Source organism: Bacteroidota bacterium, from assembly GCA_041658205.1.
Classification (GTDB): Bacteria; Bacteroidota; Ignavibacteria; order UBA10030; family UBA8401; genus UBA8401.
Map to the genome: position 1 here is coordinate 297,497 of JBBAAO010000002.1, position 21,546 is coordinate 319,042.

The 21,546-nt window shown below is 42.6% G+C and carries 23 protein-coding genes; 4 read left to right on the top strand and 19 right to left on the bottom strand.

The features are described from left to right. Positions 1 to 4 precede the first annotated feature (4 nt). Both WDA22_13125 and WDA22_13130 read left to right on the top strand, forming a co-directional pair. The gene (locus tag WDA22_13125) at positions 5 to 2,218 is read left to right on the top strand and encodes a nitric-oxide reductase large subunit (GenBank protein MFA5834412.1); all 2,214 of its coding nucleotides are present in this window, start codon (positions 5 to 7) and stop codon (positions 2,216 to 2,218) included. 50 nt (positions 2,219 to 2,268) lie between these two features. Beyond that, on the top strand, positions 2,269 to 2,685 hold the full coding sequence (locus tag WDA22_13130) for a group III truncated hemoglobin (GenBank protein MFA5834413.1): 417 nt from the start codon (positions 2,269 to 2,271) through the stop codon (positions 2,683 to 2,685). A 22-nt stretch (positions 2,686 to 2,707) separates the two neighbouring features. On the opposite strand, the gene WDA22_13135 is transcribed toward WDA22_13130, so the two are convergent. The 9 genes from WDA22_13135 to WDA22_13175 form a co-directional block, all read right to left on the bottom strand. Further along, positions 2,708 to 3,091, bottom strand: a complete 384-nt coding sequence (locus WDA22_13135) for a DUF302 domain-containing protein (protein ID MFA5834414.1) — start codon at positions 3,089 to 3,091, stop codon at positions 2,708 to 2,710. A gap of 52 nt (positions 3,092 to 3,143) precedes the next feature. Beyond that, positions 3,144 to 3,605 (bottom strand): OsmC family protein, encoded by a 462-nt coding sequence (locus WDA22_13140; GenBank protein ID MFA5834415.1) that lies wholly within the window; start codon positions 3,603 to 3,605, stop codon positions 3,144 to 3,146. Continuing rightward, entirely contained in the window at positions 3,568 to 3,816 is a 249-nt protein-coding gene (locus WDA22_13145; GenBank protein ID MFA5834416.1) for a DUF6132 family protein, read from the bottom strand. The genes WDA22_13140 and WDA22_13145 overlap by 38 nt, the downstream gene beginning before the upstream one ends. After that, positions 3,804 to 4,175: a rhodanese-like domain-containing protein gene (locus WDA22_13150; GenBank protein MFA5834417.1), complete on the bottom strand. Its 372-nt coding sequence runs from the start codon at positions 4,173 to 4,175 to the stop codon at positions 3,804 to 3,806. The genes WDA22_13145 and WDA22_13150 overlap by 13 nt, the downstream gene beginning before the upstream one ends. Beyond that, complete coding sequence (locus WDA22_13155; protein MFA5834418.1) at positions 4,172 to 4,597, bottom strand: rhodanese-like domain-containing protein; 426 nt, start codon at positions 4,595 to 4,597, stop codon at positions 4,172 to 4,174. Before WDA22_13155 ends, WDA22_13150 begins: the two co-directional genes overlap by 4 nt. After that, complete coding sequence (gene trxA, locus WDA22_13160; GenBank protein ID MFA5834419.1) at positions 4,594 to 4,965, bottom strand: thioredoxin; 372 nt, start codon at positions 4,963 to 4,965, stop codon at positions 4,594 to 4,596. The genes WDA22_13155 and trxA overlap by 4 nt, the downstream gene beginning before the upstream one ends. A 17-nt stretch (positions 4,966 to 4,982) precedes the next feature. Further along, positions 4,983 to 5,189, bottom strand: coding sequence for a DUF2892 domain-containing protein (locus WDA22_13165; GenBank protein MFA5834420.1), 207 nt, complete (start codon positions 5,187 to 5,189; stop codon positions 4,983 to 4,985). An 82-nt stretch (positions 5,190 to 5,271) separates the two neighbouring features. Beyond that, complete coding sequence (locus tag WDA22_13170) at positions 5,272 to 5,559, bottom strand: zf-HC2 domain-containing protein (protein ID MFA5834421.1); 288 nt, start codon at positions 5,557 to 5,559, stop codon at positions 5,272 to 5,274. Further along, positions 5,556 to 6,149 (bottom strand): sigma-70 family RNA polymerase sigma factor, encoded by a 594-nt coding sequence (locus tag WDA22_13175; GenBank protein MFA5834422.1) that lies wholly within the window; start codon positions 6,147 to 6,149, stop codon positions 5,556 to 5,558. The genes WDA22_13170 and WDA22_13175 overlap by 4 nt, the downstream gene beginning before the upstream one ends. 185 nt (positions 6,150 to 6,334) lie before the next feature. On the opposite strand from WDA22_13175, the gene WDA22_13180 reads away from it, so the two are divergent. Then, the gene (locus tag WDA22_13180; protein MFA5834423.1) at positions 6,335 to 7,375 is read left to right on the top strand and encodes an MBL fold metallo-hydrolase; all 1,041 of its coding nucleotides are present in this window, start codon (positions 6,335 to 6,337) and stop codon (positions 7,373 to 7,375) included. A gap of 21 nt (positions 7,376 to 7,396) precedes the next feature. On the opposite strand, the gene WDA22_13185 is transcribed toward WDA22_13180, so the two are convergent. The 5 genes from WDA22_13185 to mreD form a co-directional block, all read right to left on the bottom strand. Further along, positions 7,397 to 9,475 carry a tetratricopeptide repeat-containing sensor histidine kinase gene (locus WDA22_13185; protein ID MFA5834424.1) on the bottom strand — a complete coding sequence of 693 codons (2,079 nt, stop codon included), beginning with the start codon at positions 9,473 to 9,475 and terminating at the stop codon, positions 7,397 to 7,399. A gap of 96 nt (positions 9,476 to 9,571) precedes the next feature. Further along, entirely contained in the window at positions 9,572 to 10,237 is a 666-nt protein-coding gene (locus WDA22_13190) for a hypothetical protein (protein MFA5834425.1), read from the bottom strand. A gap of 105 nt (positions 10,238 to 10,342) precedes the next feature. Next, positions 10,343 to 11,563 (bottom strand): rod shape-determining protein RodA, encoded by a 1,221-nt coding sequence (gene rodA, locus WDA22_13195; GenBank protein MFA5834426.1) that lies wholly within the window; start codon positions 11,561 to 11,563, stop codon positions 10,343 to 10,345. A 19-nt stretch (positions 11,564 to 11,582) separates the two neighbouring features. Beyond that, positions 11,583 to 13,409 (bottom strand): penicillin-binding protein 2, encoded by a 1,827-nt coding sequence (gene mrdA / locus WDA22_13200; protein ID MFA5834427.1) that lies wholly within the window; start codon positions 13,407 to 13,409, stop codon positions 11,583 to 11,585. Between the two features lie 43 nt (positions 13,410 to 13,452). Then, the gene (gene mreD / locus WDA22_13205; protein MFA5834428.1) at positions 13,453 to 13,941 is read right to left on the bottom strand and encodes a rod shape-determining protein MreD; all 489 of its coding nucleotides are present in this window, start codon (positions 13,939 to 13,941) and stop codon (positions 13,453 to 13,455) included. Positions 13,942 to 14,059: 118 nt separating this feature from the next. Here mreD and WDA22_13210 point away from each other — a divergent pair, with 118 nt between their 5' ends. Beyond that, a complete protein-coding gene (locus WDA22_13210) occupies positions 14,060 to 15,034 on the top strand; it encodes a formimidoylglutamase (protein MFA5834429.1) in 975 nt (324 codons plus the stop codon). A gap of 30 nt (positions 15,035 to 15,064) precedes the next feature. Here the strand turns inward: WDA22_13210 and WDA22_13215 are convergent, their stop codons facing one another. The 5 genes from WDA22_13215 to WDA22_13235 form a co-directional block, all read right to left on the bottom strand. Then, positions 15,065 to 16,261 carry a metallophosphoesterase gene (locus WDA22_13215; GenBank protein ID MFA5834430.1) on the bottom strand — a complete coding sequence of 399 codons (1,197 nt, stop codon included), beginning with the start codon at positions 16,259 to 16,261 and terminating at the stop codon, positions 15,065 to 15,067. Between the two features lie 68 nt (positions 16,262 to 16,329). Further along, a complete protein-coding gene (locus WDA22_13220) occupies positions 16,330 to 17,016 on the bottom strand; it encodes an NAD(P)-binding domain-containing protein (GenBank protein ID MFA5834431.1) in 687 nt (228 codons plus the stop codon). 132 nt (positions 17,017 to 17,148) lie between these two features. Further along, positions 17,149 to 17,490 carry a hypothetical protein gene (locus WDA22_13225; protein ID MFA5834432.1) on the bottom strand — a complete coding sequence of 114 codons (342 nt, stop codon included), beginning with the start codon at positions 17,488 to 17,490 and terminating at the stop codon, positions 17,149 to 17,151. Between the two features lie 121 nt (positions 17,491 to 17,611). Beyond that, positions 17,612 to 18,184 (bottom strand): sigma-70 family RNA polymerase sigma factor, encoded by a 573-nt coding sequence (locus WDA22_13230; protein MFA5834433.1) that lies wholly within the window; start codon positions 18,182 to 18,184, stop codon positions 17,612 to 17,614. 195 nt (positions 18,185 to 18,379) lie between these two features. Continuing rightward, positions 18,380 to 21,379, bottom strand: coding sequence for a M1 family aminopeptidase (locus WDA22_13235; protein ID MFA5834434.1), 3,000 nt, complete (start codon positions 21,377 to 21,379; stop codon positions 18,380 to 18,382). Between the last annotated feature and the right edge of the window lie 167 nt (positions 21,380 to 21,546).

The window sequence follows — 21,546 nt, forward strand, 5'->3', positions numbered from 1 at the left end:
TCACATGAAAAAGTACTGGTTAGGATTCGCCGCGGTCATTGTTCTCTCGTTCATTGTATTAGGATGGGTCGGTGTCCGCATTTATCAACAAGCTCCCCCGATCGCAGAACGGGTTGTTACGACTGACGGCACGGTGATGATTCCCGCCGGAGATATTTCAACAGGTCAGAATGTATGGCAGGCAATGGGCGGTATGGAAGTCGGATCTGTGTGGGGACACGGCAGTTATGTTGCGCCGGACTGGACGGCAGATTGGCTTCATCGGGAACTTGTCTTCATTCTCAACGAATGGGCACAATCCTCATTCGGAAAATCTTATGATGCTTTGGATGGCGAACATCGGGCTCAATTGCACGCTCGTCTCGAATCAATGATCCGGAAAAACACGTACGATCCGGCAACAAAAACAATTACGGTCGATTCTGTCCGGCTCCGTGCATTTGAAGCGAACCTCGCGCATTACACTGACGTATTCACAAATGGAAAAAAAGAGTACGCTATTCAAAAAAATTCCATCAGTAATCCGGTAAAGCTCCGTCAGTTTGCCGCATTCATCTTCTGGTCATCGTGGGCTGCATCGACGAACCGACCGGATGATAACATCACCTACACCAGCAATTGGCCGCACGAAACATTGATTGGAAATATTCCAACAGGCGATGCTGTTGTCTGGACAGGTGTAAGTATTATCGTTCTGCTTGCCGGTATTGGCGCCATGGCATGGTTCTACGCTTCACGAAAAGAAGAAGAAATGCTTGGCGATGTTCCCGTATCGGATCCGCTGCTGAATGCAATTTCTACTCCATCTCAGCGCGCTACGCTGAAATATTTTTGGACCGTGCTTGGTCTTCTTCTGCTTCAAATGGGAATGGGAATTGTTTCCGCCCATTATGGCGTGGAAGGGGATGGATTTTACGGAATTCCTCTCGCAGAGATACTTCCATATTCCGTTGCCAGAACTTGGCATACGCAGCTTGGAATCTTCTGGATCGCTACCGCTTGGCTTGCGGCAGGATTATTCATTGGACCGGCAGTGAGCGGTGTTGAACCGAAATTCCAGCGTTTAGGCGTTAATGTCTTATTCGGTGCATTACTGGTGGTCGTTCTCGGTTCAATGGCAGGCGAATGGTTAAGTGTTATGCATCATTTACCCGACAATCTCTGGTATTATTTCGGGCACAGCGGATTTGAATATATCGATCTCGGAAAATTTTTCCAGATTGCTTTGTTGGTCGGACTAGTGCTCTGGTTTGTGTTGATGTACCGGGCCATTCGTCCGGCATTACAGCGCAAAGATGAGCAAAAACCAATTCTTACATTGTTTCTGATCTCCAGCGGAGCCATCGCATCTTTCTATGGTGCGGCATTAATGGTCGGCAAACATACGAATCTTGCCGTTGCAGAATACTGGCGCTGGTGGGTCGTTCATTTGTGGGTGGAGGGATTCTTTGAAGTGTTTGCAACGGTTGTAATCGCTTTTCTTTTTTCACGGTTAAAACTGATCAGTTTAAAAACTGCTGGAGAGGCAACCGTTCTTTCTGCAACAATCTTCCTTTCCGGAGGCATCATCGGAACGCTGCATCATCTTTATTTTTCTGGAACTCCGACGATCGTCCTTGCACTTGGTTCGGTTTTCAGTGCGCTTGAAGTTGTGCCGCTGGTCTTTGTCGGATATGAAGCATGGGAAAATATTAAACTTTCCCGTGCTAAAGAGTGGGTGCAAAACTACAAATGGCCCATCTATTTCTTTGTCGCCGTCGCATTCTGGAATCTTGTCGGCGCGGGATTATTCGGCTTTATGATCAATCCGCCCGTTGCACTCTATTACATGCAGGGATTGAATACAACACCTGTTCATGCTCACGCAGCGCTTTTTGGAGTTTATGGAATGCTGGGAATCGGATTATTGCTCTTCTGCCTTCGCGCCATGAATCCGAAATTGAATTGGGACAATAACGTCATTAAATTTTCGTTCTGGTCGATGAACATCGGTTTGATGGCAATGGTCGTGCTGAGTCTGCTGCCAGTGGGACTGATGCAAACGTGGGCTTCAGTGGAATACGGATACTGGTATGCACGCAGCGCGGAATTCCTTCAGACGGACACCATGCATATGCTGCGATGGACGAGAGTGTTTGGGGATACGATTTTTGCGTCAGGGATTGTAGCGCTCGTTTTCTTTGTCGGTCAAATAACTCTAAAAGGTTTGAAAAAATAAAAAAATGTCGGAAGGATATTATCCGGTATTCTTTTGATCTATTTTACGCTATGAAAAAAGACATCTCACATCGCAACGATATAGAATTATTAGTGAATTCGTTTTACGATAAGGTGAAGGGGAATACTGCGATCGGTCATATCTTCAGCGATGTCGCCAACGTAAACTGGGAACTTCACTTACCGATTATGTATAATTTTTGGTCCGGAATTCTTCTGGATGACCATTCATACTCCGGAAATCCGATGGTTAAACATATAGCGTTGAATAAAAAATACTCACTAACCGAAACGCATTTCCAAGTATGGATTCAGTTGTTTCAACAAACAGTTGATGAGCTTTTTGTAGGGGTGAAAGCGGATGAAGCAAAAACGCGTGCAGGCTTTATCGCACAGATAATGCTGCAAAAAATCAATATTTCAGAGCGTGATACGTTCAATATTATCGAACACCGACAAACCGAATAATTGTGGAGTAATCATGAACTATTTAGAGAGCATCGAAAACGCGGCGTAAGCGTTGTTGCACACCTTCTGCAACGGGTTTCATGGCAGGGTTATCAATAATCCGCTCCATTACCATCGGATCGAATACGGAGACGTGTGTTGATCCCTCTTTTTCATACACAATCACATTGCAGGGAAGCAGAAGACCAATCTCGTTCTCTACCTGAAGTGCTTGATGTGAGAAATGCGGATTGCAAGCCCCAAGGATCGTATACCGCGGCACATCAACATTGATCTTCTTTTTTAATGTCTCTTTGATATCGATTGTTGTCAATACACCGAAACCTTCTTTTTTTAATTCTTCGGTAACTTGTTCAATCGCTTGTTCAAACGAGAGCGCAACAGTTTTTGAAAATCCGTAATTCATAATTTTTATTTCCTTCAAATGTAGTCCGCCATATAGGTGGACTACATCTTAACTATTCGATAATAATATTCGGTTCTACTGTTACTTCAGCGGAAACCGAGTTGCCAATCAGGCAATTTTCATGCGCAGTATGAACGATCTCTTCCACTTGTTCCTTCGTCCACGAAGATTCAACGACGATAGTCGGCTTGATGACCACTTTGGTAAATCGATAGTTGCCTTCAATATTTTCTAATACTCCATCGGCAGCACTGTTATATGATTTCAAGGGAAGCCCTTTTCTTATTCCGAACGAGAGGAATGTGGTCATCTGACAAATCTCAACTGCCGCGACAAAAAGATCTTCCGGTGTCCACACGCCGAGAATACCTTTGAATTCCGGCGGACTTGAAACATCGATGACAGGTTTTCCTTCAGAGTGAAGGGATCCTTGTCTATTGGATTTCCATTCAACATTGGTGTGGTACGTAAATGTTTTAAACTTCTTTATCGGCTGTTGTGTTGTCGGTTCCATTATTATGTTCTTTCTTTTCAGATTTTGGTTTGTCAATCAGCAGCGCGCCGATTACCATGCCGTATCCGGTAGAAATATACGGATTGCTTGTAATGGCACATGTCCCATTTGCACAACCAATATAGTAATAGTACGCATAGCCAGCAGCGGCTCCGACGACAGAAGCAATACCACGTTTTTGCCAAATATTCAATCGTTTTAGAAATTCCATGAGGAGATTCCTCCTTTGAGATTCCCGACGGTGAAACCAGCCTTCTTTAACTTTATTCCGGCATTTACGCTGCGACTGCCGCTTGCACAATAACAGATAATTTCTTTTCCACGATATTTTTCCAATTCTTTCATTCGTGAAGAAAGTTCATGCATCGGTATATGTAGTGAAGATGGAATCGAATGTGAACTCCGTTCACCGACAGTTCGGACATCCAGCAAAATACTTCCTGATCGCACCTTTTCTTTTGCCTGAGCTCCGGAATAGTTATTGAGCGAACGTGCTAATAATTGTTTTCGTATGTAAAAAATTACCATGATGCCAAGAATGGCATATAAAAATATTTGATCTGGGGTCATCGAACCGCTCCGCTAATCGTTGGGAATTTCTGTGCCTTCCATTGTAGGATGCCTCCCTGCATATTCAGTGCATGAAAACCGTATTCTCGCAAGATCTCGACGGCTAATTCACTTCTATTGCCGGAATGACAATAGACAACGATCTTTTTGTGCTTGTAGTGATTCAGCTCATTGATCTTCTTTTCCAAGAATTGCAATGGCATCAACGGTGTGTTTGCGATTCGTTCCTCGGTATATTCTCCGGGTGAACGCACATCCAGGAGTACAGCGTTGGTATCTTTTGCTAACAATATTCGCGCCTCTTTCGCCGAGATATCGATGGATGCAGTCAATTGTTGAGCTTGTAATGATGATGTCATTGAGAGTATAACAACAGTGCCAATCAAAAAAACGACGGAGAGAAAATGTTTAAACGTAATCATGCAACAACGACTTTCTTGTTCAAAAGATTTTCGTTGATCATGTTCACCAATTCGTTTTTTGGCAATGCGCCGGCAGCCATCATCGGTTTACCTTCTTTTGGGATAAAGAGAAGCGACGGAATAGAACGGATGCCAAAGACTGAGGAAAGTTCCTGTTCGTCATCCGTATTTATTTTATAGAACTGTATCTGCCCTTTCATTTCTTCGGACAGTTCATCGATGATGGGACTGAGAAATCTGCACGGTCCGCACCACGGCGCCCAAAAATCCACCACCGCCGGAAGTTCACCATTAAACTTCCATTCCTGGTTTTTTTCGTAATCAAATACTTTGGTTAAAAAAGTCTCTTTTGTCAGCACTTCTGTCATTGTGGTATCCTGTTTAATTATTTTATTTTTACTGTTTCAATTTTTTTATTTGTATTCACACCGGTGATATGCCAGATAGGACAGTAACGCATAAAACCTGTTACAACAAAAACTAACCCTGCATATGCCAGTGGTGTTTCCGGTCCCCAAAATGCCAAAGAGGTAATCAGTAATCCAAGCGCTATACGAATTGGTCGTTCAACATCTCCAATATTGTTTTTCATGGTACATCCTTTGTAATAATTAAGTGAATAGACTGTAGGGATTGTTTACTTGAATATATGATGCAGGGAAATGAAAAAAGATTCAGCGTGCTGGTCTTTTTTTTGCTTTTTCCATGTGAATAACGGCAAAGAGTTTTTTACGCGATTGTTCAGGTAAAGCGGGGGCGGGATATTGTTTGTAGAGATACACTGTCTTCTTCAATGAATCCAGCAGTGCTGAGCAATTTTTGCATCCTTTAATATGTGCTTTAATACGTCGGCATGATTCGGAATCCAATTTCGCATCCAAATTATCACAGAGATGCTCATATACCTTTCCGCAGGAGAGTGTATGGATATGTTTTTTTATATTTCCGTGCGATTGTTTCATGCTGTCATAAGACCGTGTAATTTGTGCCGTAAAAATATTCTGGATCGTCGCAGTCGTGATTTCACTGCCGGAACAGAGAGTTTCAGAATCTTTGCTGTTTCTTCCGCTGTTTTTTCTTCCAAATCGCGCAGAACAAACACAACTTTATATTCATCGGGAAGTTCCTGGATAGCCGCATCCATCTGCTCGCGAAGCTCTTTATTCATCATCACCTCAACCGGCGAATCATCCCACGTCGCTAATTGTCTCTGGACATCTTCATTCTCAATATCTGGTGCTTCATCCAGTGATTCGAGCAGTCCTTCCAGTTTACGTTTCCGGCGATTCATCAAACAATTGTTCGCAACAATCGTGTAGAGCCATGTGGAAAACTTAGAACGTGAGTCGAACTGATCGATCTTCCGAAACACATTAATAAAAGTATCTTGAAACGATTCTTCCGCTTTTTCTTTATTTCGACAAAGTTTGAATGCAAATCCCCACACAGTCTGCTCATATCGCTTTACCAACTGAGCAAATGCGCGTTCATCACCTTTTTTGATTCTGGCAATCAACGTCGTATCGTTATGAGAATCGAGGGATGCCGTCATAAATAGGATGCAGAGATTTGGAAAAAGGATTCAATTGTTCAAAAGAATAGAGAAAAAAGAGTGTGAATTCAATACAAATTATCCTTGAAACAATGCTCTCATTTATCCGTTTTGTATTGAGTGTATGTTGAAGAATGACACAGTAAATCCTTGCTCTTGATAGAATTTAGTTCATACTTTTAAATATGGATCGCCGTTCAGTCTTAAAAAAATTATTTATTACTCCATTGATGCTTCCTTCGATTACCGCATTTGCCCAGGACCGATCAAATCTACCATTACATCACGGTGAAAGTGGCTTCATCAACACCGACCCTGATTTTATCGAGGCAGGTTTCACCGAAATGGCGCCCTGGATTTTGAAAAAACTTCCGGCAACATTTTCCTCAAGTGAAAAAATTGAAATTCCGCGTGAATATAATGATGGATCTTTCTTGAACGGCAACAAGCCGTATACGGCAACATGGATCGGTCATGCAACGGTGTTGATTCAAATGGAAGGTAAAACCTTTCTGACGGATCCTGTTTGGTCAGACCGGGTCGGTCCATTCAAATGGGCGGGAAGCCCGCGCATTTCGGATCCCGGCATGTCTATTGACAAACTTCCGCCGATCGATTTCATTCTCATCTCCCATAATCATTACGATCATCTTGACGAATCTTCCATTGAAGAGATTGTCGATAAAAATCCGAATGTAAAATTTTTTGTTCCGTTAAGAGTCCGCGATTGGTTTGAAGAACGTGGAATTCATAATGTAGAAGAGCTTGATTGGTGGGAGGGAGCCACATTCAACGGATTGAAGATTATTTGTACTCCGTCGCAGCACTTTTCGGGGCGATGGGTGAACGACAAAAACCAGACGTTGTGGTGTTCATGGACAGTGCTGGGGCAAAAGAAACTATTTTTCGCCGGCGATTCGGGATATTGCTCTCACTTTAAAAATATCGGAAAAAAATTTGGTCCGTTCGATTTGACGTTAATACCCATTGGAGCGTACGAGCCGCGAAGATTGATGAAACCTGTTCATATGAATCCCGAAGAAGCAGTGCAGACATGTTTGGATGTGAGAGGAAAAAAACTGTTGGGTATCCATTGGGGAACATTTGTGCTGACGGATGAGCCGATGGATGAGCCGCCGAAAAAATTGTATGACGCCGTAACGCAGCAGCAATTATCTAAAGATGATTACTGGGCGCTGAAAATAGGCGAAACAAAAGAGTGGTAAGAACTATCAGATAATAATTTTCTACGAAATAGTTATCGGCTGTACTCGTTGCTCCAAAATTCGTTGTGAACGAGGTACGGTAAATGTAAACACACTTCCGGCGCCAAGAACACTCTCCACAATAATTTTTCCCCCATTCTTTTCAACGAACTCTTTGCAGAGCAGCAATCCCAAGCCGGTACCGGGTTCATCCTGCGTTCCCTTCAACGAAGAATGTTCAAGAGTAAATATTTTCTTGATTTGTTCCTCCGTCATCCCAATTCCAGAATCTTCCACTGATACTTCTACTATATCGTCGTATTCGGCGCATCGCACACGGATGGTGCCGTTTTGTTCCGTGAATTTAATTGCATTGGAAAGGAGATTTCGGACAACGAGATTGATCATTTGAAGATCAGCGTACGCTTCCGTTGAAGGCGGGACAAGATTATGAACAGTGATCGATTTCTTCTTCGCCATTTGTTCCAATAAACGGATCTTTTCCTTTGCAATTTGATGCAGATTGATCTGCGTCGGTTCAATCGTCAATCCTTTCCATTGACTTTTTGACCATTGCAAGATATTCTCCATTGATTCCATGATATGATCCATCGTTGCGGTCGATTGTCGGGTATATTCCTTGATCACGTTATGATCCAGTTCTTCGTCGCGAAGATAGGAGATGAACAGTTTTAATGAGGAAACCGGTCCGCGCAGATCGTGAGTGATGGTTGAAAAAAGTTTATCCTTCACGCCGTTCAACTGTTCCAATTGGACATTTTGTTCATGGATAATTTCTTTCTGTTTATGCAGCGTACTGTTAATCCTGTTTTTATTTACATTGGAACGGTACAAAGCAAAAATGCCCACCGCGCTGAACAATAATAAGACAGCGATGGAAGCAATGACTAATGCTTGTCGTTCCAGTTCGACCTTGGTTCTCGCCTGTTGTTCTTTAAGAAGCTTATTTTCGGATTCCTTTTTTTCGGTCTCATACGTTACTTCCAACCGAGTCCGTAGCGATGCGTTCTCTTTCAGAGTGACACTATCTTTGTACGCCATCCATTCTGTTTTATACTGTAACGCTTTTGCAAATTGTTTCTGCGCTGTTAAAATATCGACGAGGATTTGGTACGAATCGTATATCGGTCGTTTTAATCCGATCTGTCGTGCAAGTTCTGCATTCTGCAATGCGTATGAATATGCTACATCATACTTCTGCTGTCTAAAATGCCAACGCGCAATCAATGCAAGGCTATTGCTGATTCCTTCTTTGTTATCAAGAATGCGTCGATACTTCAACGATTCATTCAGCATCTCCAACGACTCTTTCATTCGGCCTGTTTCCATGAACACTATACCCATGTTAGCATACGTATATCCCAAACCCAAATAGTCTGAATTTTTTAATGCAATTCTGTTTGCTCGTTGATAATAAGAGAGAGCGTTATTATAATCCAATAGACGGTAATAAATATTGCCAATGTCACTGGAAATTCCGGTAGTTCTCATTGAATCGATCGAGTTCCATGTTTTCAGTGACAATAAATTGTGTTCAAGCGCTTTCCGAAAATCGTTTTGAAGAAAATAAATTGAGCCGATATGGTTGTACCCGCTGGCAACTCTCTGTTTATCGTTCATTGATTTACTCAAACGCAATGCTTGCAGATAATAGTTTAATGATTGTTCGAGGTTTTGATTGACATTCATACCGCCGAGATGGATAAGAATTTCAACTTTTTGTATGCTATCTGGTGAGAGAGAAGTAAGCTCAAGTGCCGTTGTAAGATGTTCTGATGCGTCGTCAAATTTCCCGAGCACTTGAAATAAAAATCCTAAACGGTCGTGTGCGTTAATTTTTCCCTTTAGATAGTCATTGGCATACGACAATGAAAGAGCAGCATTTCCATAAAACACTCCACTATCCGGATTGATTGTATAGTAGAGGTTCGCCAATTCGCACATCAAGTCGATTCGCTCTTCCGTCTTTTCTGCTTTAGATAGTGCAAGCTTTGTTGATTCAATCTTTTCAACATAGTCTTGCGGTGGAACAAGAGCAAACGATGTATTGAACAACAGTGCAACAGTGATAAGAACGTAGAAATATGCTGAGTGCTTCATGAATCCCGTCGAGAAAAGTTGAATAATTGTACCATAAATGAACATCCAAAAATAGCCAAATGGATCAGCAAGTTCAAGCAAACGAACGGGGTCTGTTTATTTTACAAAGACGGATTTTGTCAAGGCAATATATTGCGATGTTATTGTTCCGCCGCCGCCGAGATCAGAAGTGAGCGCGGGTGATTTTGACCGCTCCAGCGATAGTGTTGTCACGGTGTTTTTCAATGTGCTAATTTGAGAGAAGTGTGAAGCGGTGAATGTTACACTTGTTTTTCCCGTAGTATCTTGCGCGGTGTTAATTGTGCCGATACGCAGAGTGACAATTTCCAGTTTTTCCAATGGAGTTCCGCTCCAAACAATCGTCAATGGTATGGATGAATCGATCGTGTCAAGTTTTTGTGAGACAGGATAATCAATTGTATTAATTGTTGCAGTATTGAGAAAGGTCTTTTTATTTACATCGGTAAACGAAAACGTTCCTGACGAATGCAGATTTTCTAATTCTTTGATATACGTATAGTCACCGGTCCGATAATCCATGGCAATATCTTGAAACAGAATTTTGGCGTTACCATTAAAAATCAACCGTTGTCCGCCTTGAGATTCCTTTGAAAATGCTGCAGTGGCTGTGGTTTTGTTTGTGTTTTTATCATACCGAACACTGAGTAAGGAATACACTTTGCCATCGGTGATAGCAACCAATTGATCATCCTCGCATCCGAGGACAATAAGCAGTAAAAAAAATGCTGTTAAATTTTTCATTGTACCGTATATCATAAACAAAATGGTATAAGAAAATACAAACTCCTTTACAAAAGCTCAACTGATCATTTGTTCGGAAAGCGGTATTGTGATATGGGACAGTGGTTAATACTCTTTTCGATTTGCATACACATTCATAATCAAACCGGCGACCATCATGTAGGATACCAGCGATGACCCTCCGTAACTTAGGAAGGGAAGAGGAATGCCGATAACCGGCATGAGACCAACAGACATGCCGATATTGACGAATACGTGAAATGCAAAGAGCGAAGTAAAACCGATCGCGAGCAAACTGCCGAATTTATTTTTTGCGATGGAGGCAAGACGTACTCCATGGAATAATACCACAGCGAACAATCCAAGAACAACAACTCCTCCCAGCAAACCAAACTCTTCTCCAGGAACGCAAAAAATAAAATCGGTCCATTGTTTTGGGATGAAACTTAATTGTGTCTGAGTTCCGCGCATAAATCCTTTTCCTGTTAATCCCCCCGAACCAATGGCCACTTTTGCCTGAATAACATTGTAACCAGCACCGAGAGGATCGTTGTTGGGATCGAGGAATGTTGCGATGCGCTTCTGCTGATACAAGGGAAGTTTGTCATAGACGATCTGAACAAAAAATCCGATAACGACATTTACGCCAAAAACAACCGTCGCAAAAAACCTATTCTCATCTCGCAGGATATACAGTCCGATGCCGAGCAGCAGCAGTACAATCAAAAATGGGGTCGTCCCAAAAATGGAAGCTGCTGCAACAAACGCCGGTGCAATAATAATGATGATCAAAAATTTTGATGCACCCGCCCAATAAAGGACCGGAATATACATTGCCAGGAATGTTAACGAGGTGCCAAAATCCGGCTGTAGCATTATAAGACCGATCGGTAATGCGACAATCGCACTTGTTTTGACGAGATCTTTCAGATCGGTTGCCTTCACATCGCTTTGGCTGAGATAGGATGCAAGAGCAAGCATGGTGGAGATCTTGACAAATTCTGATGGTTGAATACCAAGTCCGCCGAATCCCAGCCAACTTTGTGAACCGTAAACGCGTTTTCCGACGATAAGGACAAGAACTAATAAACCCAGGGAAGAAAAAAATATTCTTAACGCATTTCGTTGAAGCCAACGGAGCGGGAGCGCCATCATTGTTATCATAGAAACAAAACCGACGCCGACCCACATCAACTGCCGATAAAAATCACGTCCTTCATAGGCATCGAAAGTTGCGCTGTAAATAGAAAGCAGTCCGATCCCTGCCAGCGAAAGCACGGAAAAGAAAATCGTCTTATCAAAATATTCTTTGAAAAATGAGTTCATAGCTTCTTATCGTACCGCTTCAATTAACCGCAACCGATTCTTCATCCGGTGAATTAGGTTCCAGTGGAAGAGGATGTTTTCCATACCGAATAATCTCTCCGTATAAAAATTCTTCCATGCAGAACCCGGCGATTGGTGCGGCAAAGGCGCCGCCGTATCCAACATTCTCAATCATAACACAAATTGCAATCTTCGGATCATCGTATGGAGCAAATCCCATGAACCATGCGTGAGATTTTCCATGAGGATTTTGCGCCGTTCCTGTTTTGCCGGCAACTTCAATACCGGGAACACGAGACGCCCGTCCCGTTCCACCAGGTTCCATCACTACTCTGCGCATTCCTTCGCGAACTAACGACCATGCTTTTTCGGAAAGTTCCAGTTGGCGCTGCTCTACTTTAATGAGTTCCCGTTGTTTGGTTCGTTTGTTTACAAAACTATTGACGGCATGTGGTTGGTAAAATTTCCCTTTATTTGCAAGCATGGATGCATAGTTTGCCATTTGCAGTGGTGTCACTCCCACTTCACCTTGGCCTATACCAAGACTAATCAAATATCCTTGCGTCCATTTTCCTTTTCCATGGATGCGGTCGTAATAGTTCCGATCGGGCATCAAACCCGAATTTTCTTCCGTGATATCAATCTTTGTCTGTTTGCCGAAGCCGAATTGTTTTCCCATGTCGCTCCAATCATCCAATCCTACTTTCAGCATCAATTGATAGAAGAAGACATTGCAGGATCGATGGATGGCATCAACAACGGTAACCTTTCCATGTACGTGTTCGCATTTAAAAACTTTATTGCCGTACCGGTATGCCCCTGTACAGGTAATACTCCAATTCTCGTCAATGATTTTTTTGTCCAACGCAGCAAGCGCCAGCAACATTTTGAATGTCGAACCTGGAGGATAACGGGTTAAGGTCGCACGATTGTATAAAGGTATTCCTTCATCATTGTTTAGTGCGCGCCACACTTCCGGCGATGTTGTTCCGCTCATTAACGAAAGATCATAATCCGGTTTGCTCACCAGCGCAATAATTCCGCCGTTACGAGGATCGATAGCCACAACGGCGCCCCGTTTATCCGCCAGTAGTGATTCTGCCATTGCCTGAACATCACTGTCAATTGCAAGATGAAGATCAAGTCCGTCCACGGGAGGAATGTCATGTTTGCCATTATCAAAATTTCCGATGATCTGACCCTTAGCATTTTGGGAAATGAACTCGAATCCTTTTATGCCGCGGAGCATCTGTTCATATTTTGCTTCGATTCCGCTGCTGCCGATAATATCACCTGGCTGATAATCACTCTTTTGTTTTTCCAGCTGTGCATCCGAAATTTCTTTTGCGTAACCGAACAGATGACTTCCGCGTGCAGATGTAGGGTACGACCGTTTTGATTCCATCTGGATTTCAACACCATATAATTTATCTTTGTGTTCTTCCAACATGGAAAGCTCTGCAAAGGTAATATCTCGTTTGATGCGCGCAGGAATGAACGCGTTATATTTTCGCCCGAGTTTAATTTTGTCAAGTATAGATGATTCCGGCATGGAAAGAATGCGGGAGAGCAGTGGAAGGTATTGTTTGTCAAAATCGACCGGTGTGAGCATCACAGTGTATGACGGACGGTTATCGACCAGAAGTTTTCCGTTTCGATCATACACATATCCGCGAATGGCGACTTTGGGAACATTGCGGATGGAATTTTCTTCTGCTTCTTTACCGTACAGCTCCGCATTCACATATTGCAATTGAAACAGCCGCGCAAACAGGATCATGAATCCTGCCACAAGTACAGCTCGAATTACAAACCGCCTGTCGGCGGATCCAAAATCATCGATCATACGGTTTGATTATTGTTCAATGATGGAATATTCATTTTTAAAATTATCGGAGCGACGGTCTGCGGGCATGAATAAACATCGGGATGGTAGCGACAAATGTTGTGTACAATGCCGAGAACAATCCAAACCGAAACACTGCCGTGAATAATCCTACATCGCTTCCTTGCGTAAAAATGATAAAATAAATAAGATTATGTACCACAGAAGCGATACCGACAAACAATAAGAATTGGTAGTTTGCTATATTGAGCTCGACTTTATTCTCATGAAAGAAATATCCTGCAAGAAATCCGGCGATTGTTTTTGACAATGCTGAAAGACCAAGAAATTGTCCGCTGATCAGATCCAGTAAAAAACCGATAGCGAAGCCGTACACCGTTGCCGGGATCTGTCCCTGTGTGATGGCAATGTACACGATCCAGATCAACATCACATCCGGAATAATATTCGCAATGGAAGTGAAACTGACTATTGTTGTTTGGAACGTAACAAGAAGAAGCGTGATAAGAATTAAGCGTACGTGTTTCGGCATCAAGGTAGAATGTTTACGACTAATTTTTAGATTATTTTATGAAAATTACAGTAATTTGAATCAAGATGCAAAACTTTGCTTGCATCTTGCCCCAACTTTCCTAACTTTATTGTTATCAATGAGCACGATCTTTACATATCTCGATTCGCCGAACGAAAAGCTGTTTTTCTCCCGCAATGATAGTTCCGATCCTCGCATGGGCGACATTGTGCTGCGTGGTGAGAAGAAATTTACGAACGATATTGCTATTGGCATTGTCGGGGTGCCGACCGATGAAGGAGTAAAGCGGAATGGTGGAAGAATTGGAGCAAAAGACGGTCCAGATGCAATCCGAACGGAATTTTATAAACGGACACCGTTTGTGATCGGCAAAGAGAAATCCCCTTCAGTTGTTCCGGTTTTTGATTTTGGCGATGTGAAATGCGGCAAGACCCTTGAAGAGACCCACGAAAATCTCACCGAAGTTGTTCAGACACTGGTAAGCGCGGGAATTGTTCCGATCGTTCTCGGCGGCGGACATGATATCGCTTTTCCGAATTTTCTTGGATTTTCAACCGGAAAAAAGAACGTTGGTGTTATTAATATCGATACACATCTTGATTACCGCAAACCGATACCGAAGCGGAACAGCAGCACTTCGTTTCGGCAAATGCTGGATCATCAGAGCTCTGCATTGAACGCCATGAATCTTGTTGAAGTTGGAATTCAATCATTCGCAAATGCAACCGATCACTATTCAGAATTGATTGAACGGGGAGCGACAGTCTTTTCGCTGCGAGATGTTCGTGCGGATGGAATTACCAAAACATTGGAGTTGGCATATGAACTTGCCACCTCTTCTGTTGATTCACTCTATATCAGTTTTGATCTAGATGTTGTGAATGGCACTGATTCACCGGGAGTGAGTGCACCATTGCCGACAGGATTTACTGCGGAGGAGTTTCTGACCGCAGCTCTTTTTGCCGGAAAACGCCGTAAAACAAAACTCATCGACATTGTTGAAATGAATCCCAAATATGATCAAGACGGCCGCACGGCAAAACTTGCCGCACTGGCTATGATGTATTTCCTCACCGGTTTTGCCAATCGATAAATGCTTTTCTGTGTCTCAGTGTCTCTGTGGTTATGCAATAGCTTTTTTCAACGTTAACACAGTTATTTCTGATCTCGCTCCGACTCGAACTGGAGGCCCCCAATATCCGGTTCCTTTGCTCACATACGCCCAGGTTTTCTCACCATATTTATTCAATCCTTTAATGAACGGCTGACCGATCGTTGCTACAAGGTTCCACGGAAAGAACTGTCCACCATGTGTATGTCCCATTAAGACGAGATCAAGATCGAGGTCGTTCACATGAAACAATGTGCGTGGTTGGTGAGCCAAAAGAATTTTTGCTAACTCTTTCGGTGCTCCGTTCAAGGCTTTTGCCGGATCGGATTTATGTACGGGAGAAAATCCACCACCGCTGTAATCGGTAACGCCGGCTAAAATAAATGATGCACCGTTTTTGGTTACGTAACGATGTTCATTCATTAGCACATCGTAACCCATATCGCGTGCGTGTGTAACCCATTGCTCAACACCCGAATAATATTCATGATTTCCGGTAATAAAGAATTTTCCGTGCGGTGCATACACATTGGCGAGAGGTTCAAGATCATATTTTAAATGTGGAACAGATCCGTCGGCCATATCGCCGGTGAAAGCAATCAGATCGGGAGAAAGTTTCTTTACTTCTTCAGCGATGGTTTCAATAAAATCCCGTTTAATGGTCAGCCCGGCATGAATATCACTGATCTGCACAATTCTGAATCCATCAAACTCCTGCGGAAGTTTTGCGATGGGGATATCGACGTTGACGATTCCAGGTTTTTTCCTTGCTTCGTACACTCCGTAAGCAGTAAGCGTGCTGGCAATACCGAGAATTCCCAGGTTAGTTGTTTGCAGCAGAAATTCCCGTTTAGCAGCATCAACTGCTTCGGGAGCGGAAGAGAAGAGAGAAAATAATTTTTGCCCACCGATTCCGAACATCCAGACAATATCACGGAAGAAGAGTGAAACAAAGACAAACGACAAAAATCCGAGGGAGAGATAACCGATCCAGGAAAGCGAATCGCTGATCCGTTCGGCGAAGCGCATAAAGATGAATGTGCTAAAGGGGATCATGAACATCAAAATCAATCCACCCCAAGCAAGTTGTTTGTATGGTGCTTGTAGTTGAAAGGGTGCGATAAGCCTCCATCCCATATACGAAATACCAATGCCGTACACGGTAAGAATGATTCCCATCCAAACCAGATACATTGTCGTTTGACTCATAGTTCTTTTTCGTTTTGTTGTTGAATGTTGTGACACGAAAGTTCCTTGTGTGCTGCTATAGGGTACGTTTATTTTACAATCTTAAGTTGAAACATCGGAGTCTTGAACACACCGTACATCCGCACCCATAAGAGCAGAAATGCTTCTGTTCCGCGCGCGTTTGTTATATCTCCCAGATCGAGAATGTTTTCACTCTTCCATCCGAATGTTTGCAATAGTGCAACAATCTTTGCTTTCGCTTCGGCATCATTCCCGCAGATTGGCAATGTATGATCGCCATTGTTCACCAACGAGGGATTCACCATTAATGGATGGGAGAGTGTGTTCAAAGCTTTCACCACTTTCACATTCGGATAAGCCCGTTGTATTTGTTCGCCGAGCGAATCAGTATTGGATACACTCAAGAATGGGGGGAAGCCTTTGGAGAAATCCAGCGGATTGGAAATATCGATCAATACTTTCTCATTGAGATTTTTTTCTCCTGCTGCAGCAATGGCCGGAAGCGAACCAATGCCAGTAGTTGCGTTCACCAACAGTTCACCGAACGCACCAACATCAGCAAAAGTACCGAGTTTCACGGAGTTGTTCTGAGAATACCATTCTTTAAATGAAATATTCCCCATGTTGTCACCCTCGGTTCTATTCTTTGTTTCTTCCACATTACGCGTACCTAACATAACCGTGTGGCCGAGTGAAACAAATTTAGCAGCAATTGATCTTGCAACGCCGCCGGTACCAAAGATTCCAATGTTCATTACGTTTTCTCCTGTTGTGAGGTTGAATATAAAATAGTGCAGTGGGTTATTGAGATTTCAAGTTTCAGGATTCAAGTAAAAGTCAGTTTTTCATTGACCAATGAATCTTGAGACATGAATCCTAAAACATTTTTATGCTTCTTTCTTTTCATCGCCGGGATAATATCCGCAGCGGCGTTTCCATTCCGCTTTAAACTCTTCGCGCTCTTCTGGAGTCATCGCGGCCAGCTTTTCTTCCATTTTATGTTTCCAGCGGTGCGACTTCCACCCTCCACTATGCCCATGCCATCCACGTACAAGAATGTGCGAGAGCAGCAGCAGACCCATTGCCTGCCAATACGTAACAGTCGGTCCATGGAAAATTTCCGGTATCAACCAGTTCCATAATTCCATTACCGCAAATCCGAACAATGCAACCATTGCGATGACGAACAGGACGAACTTTGCAACTTTTGCGATCCACCAGTATTTCATTGTTGTATCTCCTTACGTTTAAATTTCAATGATCAAATCTCAAATTCCAAATGATATTCCATGTATGATTCCAACAGACATGTTTGGTATTTCTATTTTGGAATTTGGTGCTTTTCAATATTTAGGTTTCAAATTCATCATACATCTCCTGCAGTTTTTCTCGCAGGAAAAGCACCGCATATCGTTTCCTTGAGAGGAGCGTATTCTGCGGTTCGCCTGTAATTTCGGCGATCTCTTTAAAACTTTTTCCTTCCAACTCATGCATCACAAACACCTGCTTCTGTTCCTCTGGCAGTTCGTCCAGCGCTTCTGCAAGTTCCGTCCAGACGAGAGAACGTGCGTAGACCTGATCGGGATTCTGCGTTGGATCGTAGAGAATATCTTCCAAATTCAGTGGCAGCGAAGGATCAGTAAGATCACGCGGAAGCGACTCCGGACGTTTCTTCCGGTACCAATCGATCACTTTATTTCGGGCAACGGTAAAGAGCCACGATGTCATTTTTTCGATCGGTTCTGTAACGCTGTAACTGGAGAGCAGCTGATAGAAGACATCTTCCATAATATCTTCAGCATCCTCATTCGTCCGCACGCGCCGGCGAATAAAATCGAACAGGCGCTTGCGTTCCGTCCGGAATGTCTGTTCCGCCGCAATGTGGGAGTGAGGCTGTTTCTCTAATGCGATCGCATTAACCACAGAATGTTCCGTATTGTTATTAGTTGTACTCACACTATCAGACGATGATGGATAGAAGATATTGTATTTTGATGAAACAGATTACGCAGATTCTTAATCAGATTCTCGTTTAGATTACACAGATTATTACTCAGATAAAACAGAAAACCCCGAATAGTGATCCGGGGTTCCAGGGTAATAAATTTTAATGTGCTGTTACATCCTTACTCCGAACACCACTCTCCATCGATAACCAATCTCTTTATCATTTGGTCGAACAGGATCTTTGACATAGATTGGAAAATAAACACCAAATCCTATCGGTCCTGAACTAAAACCGGGAAGGGAGATATTTCCAATATTGAGTTGTACTCCAACCCCGGCATCATAATAGAATTGTTTGAAACGAGTAGAGGTTGAATCCCATAAGGTTCCCGCATCGGCAAACATGACGAATGGGCCTTGTGAGAGTGAAAAATTTAATGCAGCAATATTCAACGCTGTCGTATCACGTTGAAGGAAAAGATTACCCCCGCCGGTTTTGATGAAATTATCCCGAAGCGATCTGCCGACAAGCGGAGTGCGGTGAGACCAGCTATCAAATTTTTCAAGAGGTGAGGCTTGTGTAAGCGAGTAGGTTGTTTGCACCGGCACAACACCTGTTGAACTTCCTCCAAACAATCTCCAATTGATTTTCATTCCAAAGAATGAATGTTCGAGTTTTGTTTCTGTTGTTAATTTTGAATAACTAAACGATGACGTCGGAACTCCAAACTCATCTTCCATTCGTATGATGAATTTTCCCCAAGAATAATTTTCAAAATATTTTAGGGTGATGAATCCGGCATCAAGGCGTCCGGTTCGATTCCACTCTGATGGATTGTCGAGATAGCGGTCATCAGTCACACAAATAGAAATGATCCTTGTATTCAAAATAAACGTCCGCCTGAAACTGCGCGCAAGACTTTTTCTGAATTCAAATGTTTTTTCAATATTCCACTGGCCTCCATTAAAACCATCTAAACGGAACAAACGGGCCGAAGTGGTCAACTGAGGATCGAAAACTCTGAGTGGAGTAGAATAGGATAACTGATAGTCCGGCACATTAGATCGTGTTCCGCCATTCAACATCAATGAAATAGTATTATCTGTGGACATGTAATTCCCCGTTATTGAAGTACCGAGTTCAATACCGTCGCGAAGATTGAAGCTGAGTGCAGGTGCAGCGTTAATGCGGTATGCATCGAGTGGGAAAGTAAAGAGATTAGCAATGTTCAATCCGTAGTCGAACACAACAGGCGGTATGCACCAGGAGTTGTTTAAACGATCAATATCGGAAAGCTTCATTTCAGGATCGATCACAACGTTCAAAATTTTTGCCGGTAATGTGTCGAGAATAATCTCCGCGCTTCTTCCTTTGCTCCACACGGTTTCCGAAAAACGAATATCCCGAATTGTTCCATCGTCAAGCGTAAGGCGAAGTGTTCCCGGCATCACAGCTTGTTCTTTATTTTCCAAAATGATTGTTGACTTCCAATACCCTTTACGCTCTTCATTTTGTACGTTGTTTACCGCCATGTCCAGTTTCCATGTTTGATTAAACCATTGATTCCAGAACCAATCAAGATCTTGTCCGGCCACGTCTTCCATTGTGTTGAAGAAATCTTCCGGATAAGGATGTTTTAAAAGCCATCGCGAATAATATTCATTTATTCCTTTGGAAAAGAGCTCTTTTCCTAACACATCTTCGAGCATCACAAGTACCGATCCTGGTTTTTGATATGCCATCACTCCATACTGGGAAGATGGAATCAAATATGGATGAGACATGATATCGGCCTCATCGTTCTCCAGGGCAGAAAGCAGGTATAGTCGTTGTTCCAATAGCCGTATATTTGTTTCCGGCAGATTCATCCATGAATATTTTTTTAAAAATTCTTGATGGATTAGTCCGTTATTCCCGTATCGAGCTTCTGCTGCTGTTGCAGTAATGAACGTGTTGAAACCTTCGTCCATAAACGGATAATTTGTTTCGTTACTCCCGATCATCATCGGATACCATTCATGCCCCAATTCGTGTGCAATGGTATAATACAGCAAGTTAATTACAGCGTCGCCCGATTCGGCGAAAATCATCATCGGGTATTCCATACCGGTGACAGGACCTGAAACAATAGTCGCTTGCGGATAGATATATTTTCCAAAGTTTTTAGAAAAATGTTCAATGGAATGTTTTGCCATTTGCGCCCCTTCATCCCAATTAGATGCATCATCCATCAACAAAGGAAAAGATGCACGGTATTCATCAGGATGATAAAACGCATAAATACGCACGCCGTTATTTGTGACTGTACCATCCCACACAAAGTTTGGGGATGCCGCCCACGCAAAATCCCGCACATTCTCAACAGAAAATTTCCAGGTGGTCGAATCACTGCTTATCAAATCACTCGTAGAATCAATCTCTGAAGGAAGAATGATACGTGATGTAGAATCGGTCGAAAGAGAATTGAAGCGTTGCAACTGCAATGGAGTAAGAACTTCAGTTGGATTCAGCAATGTCCCGGTCGAAGCAAGAATGAAGTTTTTCGGTACTGTCAATTCTACATTCCAATTCCCGTATTCATTATAGAACTCAGCAATGCCAAGATATTGTGTTCGATCCCATCCTCGAACATCGTCATACACGGCAATTTGTGGATACCATTGGCAAATACCAAAATCTTTCCCATCAGATCCTGTACGAAGTTCCGCATCTTTCGGTATTTCATAATTCCATTGTACAGAGATTGTTATCGATGATTTGGGAAGTAATGGTATGGACAAAGGTGTTTCCATGATTGTTTCATCAACCTTCGGAGTAACTGCAGATCCGTTGACAGAAAGAGTTTCAATTTCGATTCCTTTCGTAACGCTATATGCACGACTGGAATGTGCATCATTTTTTCTGGGGGATGAATCTTTGCGGAAGACATTCTGATATAGATGCCAGACGATAGTAAATAGGGTATCGGGAGAGTTATTATAGTATGTGATTGTCCCCGTTCCCGAGAGAATCTTTTTTTCAGCGTTCAATGTCGCTTTGATGTTGTAATCAATCTGTTGCTGCCAATATACTGCAGATGGTTTACCGTTTGATAAACGGATTGACTCTTTTGCTGAAGAAACATTATTGAAGAGCAATACTATCAGGAGCACTGGATAAAAATTTTTCATCGTTTTACTTTTCTTTGACTCAGAATTTTAAAAAATAGTTTCAATCAGATGACGAAAGATAAAAAGTAATACAAATACGGTAAAAATGATCATAGTTGCAGTTTTTTTCCATCAAAACTCATATCTTGCACTTCCTTTCTATTATTAGTATTTTGACTATAGAAAAC